This is a genomic window from Kitasatospora sp. NPDC043949 (assembly GCF_056435365.1).
The window spans coordinates 71,760-75,317 of sequence record NZ_JBWKEQ010000022.1 but is presented as its reverse complement, the minus strand read 5'-3'; the positions used below and the strand labels follow the sequence as shown (position 1 = coordinate 75,317).

Genomic DNA, 3,558 nt, shown 5'->3' with positions numbered 1-3,558 from the left:
CGACAACGGCAGGCTCAGCGACCGGCTCAACCTCGGCCACGGGAACCTCGACCGCGTCGACCTCGGCAACCGTCTCAGGCTCCGCAGCCGGCTCGACCTCGACCACCAGCTCCGCAACGGCGACGGCGGGCGCCTCCTCGACGGCCTCGACCTCGACCACCGGCTCCACGACAACGGCAGGCTCAGCGACCGGCTCAACCTCGGCCACGGGAACCTCGACCGCGTCGACCTCGGCAACCGTCTCAGGCTCCGCAGCCGGCTCGATCGTCTCCGGCTCGACGACGGGCGCGTCCTCCAGGAGCGGAGCTTCCTCCGCAAGCTCGACCTCGGCCTTGGCGTCGGCCACGGCCTCGACAGCGGAAACCTCGACGGCGGCCTCGGCCTCCGTGGTTTCCGCGGCCTCCGCCAGGGCGGCGGTCGCGGCGACCACCAGGTCGTCGGCGGCCGGGGACGGTGCCGGGAGGGAGACCACGACAGCGGACGGGGCTTCCTCCGTCACCTCCTCCTCGGCTGCCTCGGCCGTCTCGACCACGGCCTCAGCCTCGCCCGAGTCTGCTTCCGCTTCCGCTTCCGCTTCCGTGTCCGCGTCGGTCACCGTCTCCTCGACCGAAACCGGACCCGGACCCGGAACCGAAGCCGGAACCTCGACGGTGCTGCCCTCCCCCGCGAGCCCATCGCGCTGGCCGCCGGCCAGGGCCTGGCGGGCGGCGAACGCGGCTTCGGCGGCGCGGCGGTCGGCCCGGGCGGCGGCGAGTTCGGTGAGCAGGTCGCCGAGGCCGGCTTCCTCCAGGGTGGTGCGCAGCCCGCGGATGGTGGGCAGGCGGTAGAGCGTGCCCTCGTCCGCGGCGAGCCGCTCGACGAGGTCGACGAGCTCGGCGAAGGCCAGCCCGTCGAGGTCGTGGTCGGGGAGCAGCCGGGCGAGGCCGCGCAGTCCGGTGTTGATCGCCTCGAAGGCCTGGGCGGTCCGCTCGACCAGGGCGCCGTCGGCGGGGACGACCGGCAGGGTGCCGGCGGGGGCGAGGGCGGCCCAGGCGCGGCGCTCGACCTCGGCGGAGGCGAGTGCCTCGTGCAGGTCCTCGCGGCGGATGCGGCGGTCGGCGGCGAGGGCCGTGGCCTGCTTGCGCAGGGAGCGGGCGCGCAGCCAGGAGAGCTTGACGCCGTTCTCGCGGCGCCAGGTGCCGTCCGCGGTGGCGGCGGCGAGGGCGCCGAGGTCGGCGTCGTAGGCGGCGGTGGTGAGGGTGGCGGAGGTGCGGTGGACGCGCTGGAGCATCTCGACGAGGAGTGCGGCCTTGGCGACGGTGTCGGGTTCGTCGAGCTTGGCGTCGGCGGCGAGGACGGTGACGGCGTCCCAGGTCTGGCGGAGGTCGCGGCCACGCAGTTCGGCGAGGGCGGTGGAGCCGGCCCGGGCGTCCTCGGGGGTGGCGACGGTGTCGACGGCCGCGTACCAGGCGTGGGTGTCGGCGGTGAGGGTGAAGGCCCCGAGTTCGGCGTAGCGGCCGAGGTCCTCGCGGAGGTCGGTCTCCGCCGTGGTGGCCTTGGCGTCCTGGGGGTCCTTGACGTCTGCGGCGTCGGCGACGTCCGCCGGGTCGGCTGCGTCGGCGTTGCGCGAGTGAAGCACTGTCATGTGAGGTCCGGTTCTGGGCGACGACGGCGGGGCTGGCGGCGAGGGGGCGGCGGACCGGTTGCGCGGGGTGCCCCGGGGGCGGGGCTGGGGGGCGCGCGGGCGGGCCGCCGGTTGTGGACGCCCAGAATACGGGTGCCCGTTCGAGCCTTGCACGCACCCACCGCCCGACGGGCCGGTGTCGTGTGCCATACCCCCCGCCTGGCCGCTACCCGGGAGGGCCGCACGGGTGGTGGGACGTTGGGCCGGACGGGTACTGGGGCCCACGGCCGTCGGGCCGGGCGGGCGGGGTCCCCGGGCGGGCCCCGGGCCGCCGCGGCCGGTCCAGCGGGACGGCGCGGAGCCGTCGGCCGAGGGGTGGGCGGTACCCGGCGTGGCCGAGGGAGGTGAGGTCGACCGGCGCGAGGTACTCGTGGAGCGCGGTGCGGTGCCACCATGCGCCGGTTTCCCGCAGTTCGCGCCAACTGGTGAACCGGTAGAGGTAGAGGGTCGCCCGGACGTGGGTCGGCGGGGTGCCGGGAAAGGGGTTGTGGCGCAGCAGGCGGAGGGTGGCGGGATCGCCGGCGAGCAGGCGCGCGACGAAGGGCAGGAACCAGGGGCGGGCGTAGGCGGGTGAGATGCCGGCGAACCACATCAGCCAGTCGAGCCGCAGGTGGTAGGGGGCGTACTGGCGCGGGAGACGGCGCACGTCGCCGGGTTTGCCCTTGAAGCCGTACTCGTGCCAGACGGTGTGCGGGGTGAGGGTCGGTTCGTCGGTGCCTTCGACGACGACCTCCTGGCGGACGCGGCTGATGCTGCCGAAGGCGCCGTAGGTGTTGACGAGGTGCAGCCGGTTGAAGGAGCGGTTCATGGCCTGGCGGCGGGAGACGAGGTTGCGGACCGGCCAGTAGCTCAGGACGGCGACGGCCGCGGTCAGGGCGATCACCAGCGCCTCGAACCAGACGGGCGTGGCGGGGTGGACGCGGGCGTGGACGGGCAGTCCGATGCGGGCCGGGTCGACGGCGGCGAGGGCGAGCGTGATCGTGAGCCAGTTGAGCCAGGCGAAGTTGCCCGAGGCGATCAGCCACAGCTGGGTGGCGACGACGGCGCAGGCGGCGTAGCTCGCGACCGGCTGCGGGAGGAGGAGTCCGACGGGGACGACGAGTTGGACGAAGTGGTTGGCGGCGACCTCGACGCGGTGCAGCGGGTCGGGCAGGTGGTGGAAGAACCAGCTGAGCGGCCCGGGCATGGGCTGGGTCTCGTGGTGGTAGCGCAGGCAGGTGAGGTCGCGCCAGCAGCGGTCACCGCGCAGTTTGATCAGTCCGGCGCCGAACTCGACCCGGAAGACCAGCCAGCGCATCAGCCAGAGCACCAGGGTGGGCGGCGCGGTGTCGGCGTTGCCGAGGAAGGCGGCGAGGAAGCCGGCTTCGAGCAGCAGCGACTCCCAGCCGAAGGAGTACCAGGTCTGTCCGACGTTGACGATCGAGAGGTAGAGCCCCCAGAGCACCGCCCACAGCAGGACGGACGCCCAGAGCGGGACGGCGTCACCGAGTCCGGCGGTCACGGCGGCGGCGAGCGCGGCGCCGCTCCAGGCGACGGCGGCGAAGAAGCGGTCGCTGTAGTGGAGGTGGAACAGTCCGGGCGCGTGGCGGAACGGGACCCGGGCGGTGAAGCGGGGCACCGGCAGCATGCCGTCGCTGCCGATGAGGGCGCGGAACTGTGCGGCGGCGGCGAGGAATCCGATCAGGTAGAGGCCGGCGAGCAGGCGTTGGACGAGCAGTCGGCTCAGCCAGTGGTCGGGGGCGGCGAACCAGTCCATGCGGCCCATGCCTACCATCGGCGGCCGCCGGGCGGGACGCGGCCGGGGTGCGGGCGGGGACGGTTCACCCGCTCGGGCCCGCACCCGGACGGCACCGTGGCGGGGAGCCTCTCCTCGGGGGTGAGAGGCGCCCCGCCAC

2 protein-coding genes are annotated in these 3,558 nt (G+C 74.6%); both read right to left on the bottom strand.

Features of this window, described 5'->3' with window-relative positions; translation table 11 throughout:
• A partial coding sequence (locus AC07AL_RS19730; protein WP_478317842.1) for a hypothetical protein occupies positions 1–1,624 on the bottom strand: 1,624 nt, incomplete at its 3' end.
• Between the two features lie 205 nt (positions 1,625–1,829).
• Complete coding sequence (locus tag AC07AL_RS19725; protein ID WP_478317858.1) at positions 1,830–3,419, bottom strand: lipase maturation factor family protein; 1,590 nt, start codon at positions 3,417–3,419, stop codon at positions 1,830–1,832.
• Between the last annotated feature and the right edge of the window lie 139 nt (positions 3,420–3,558).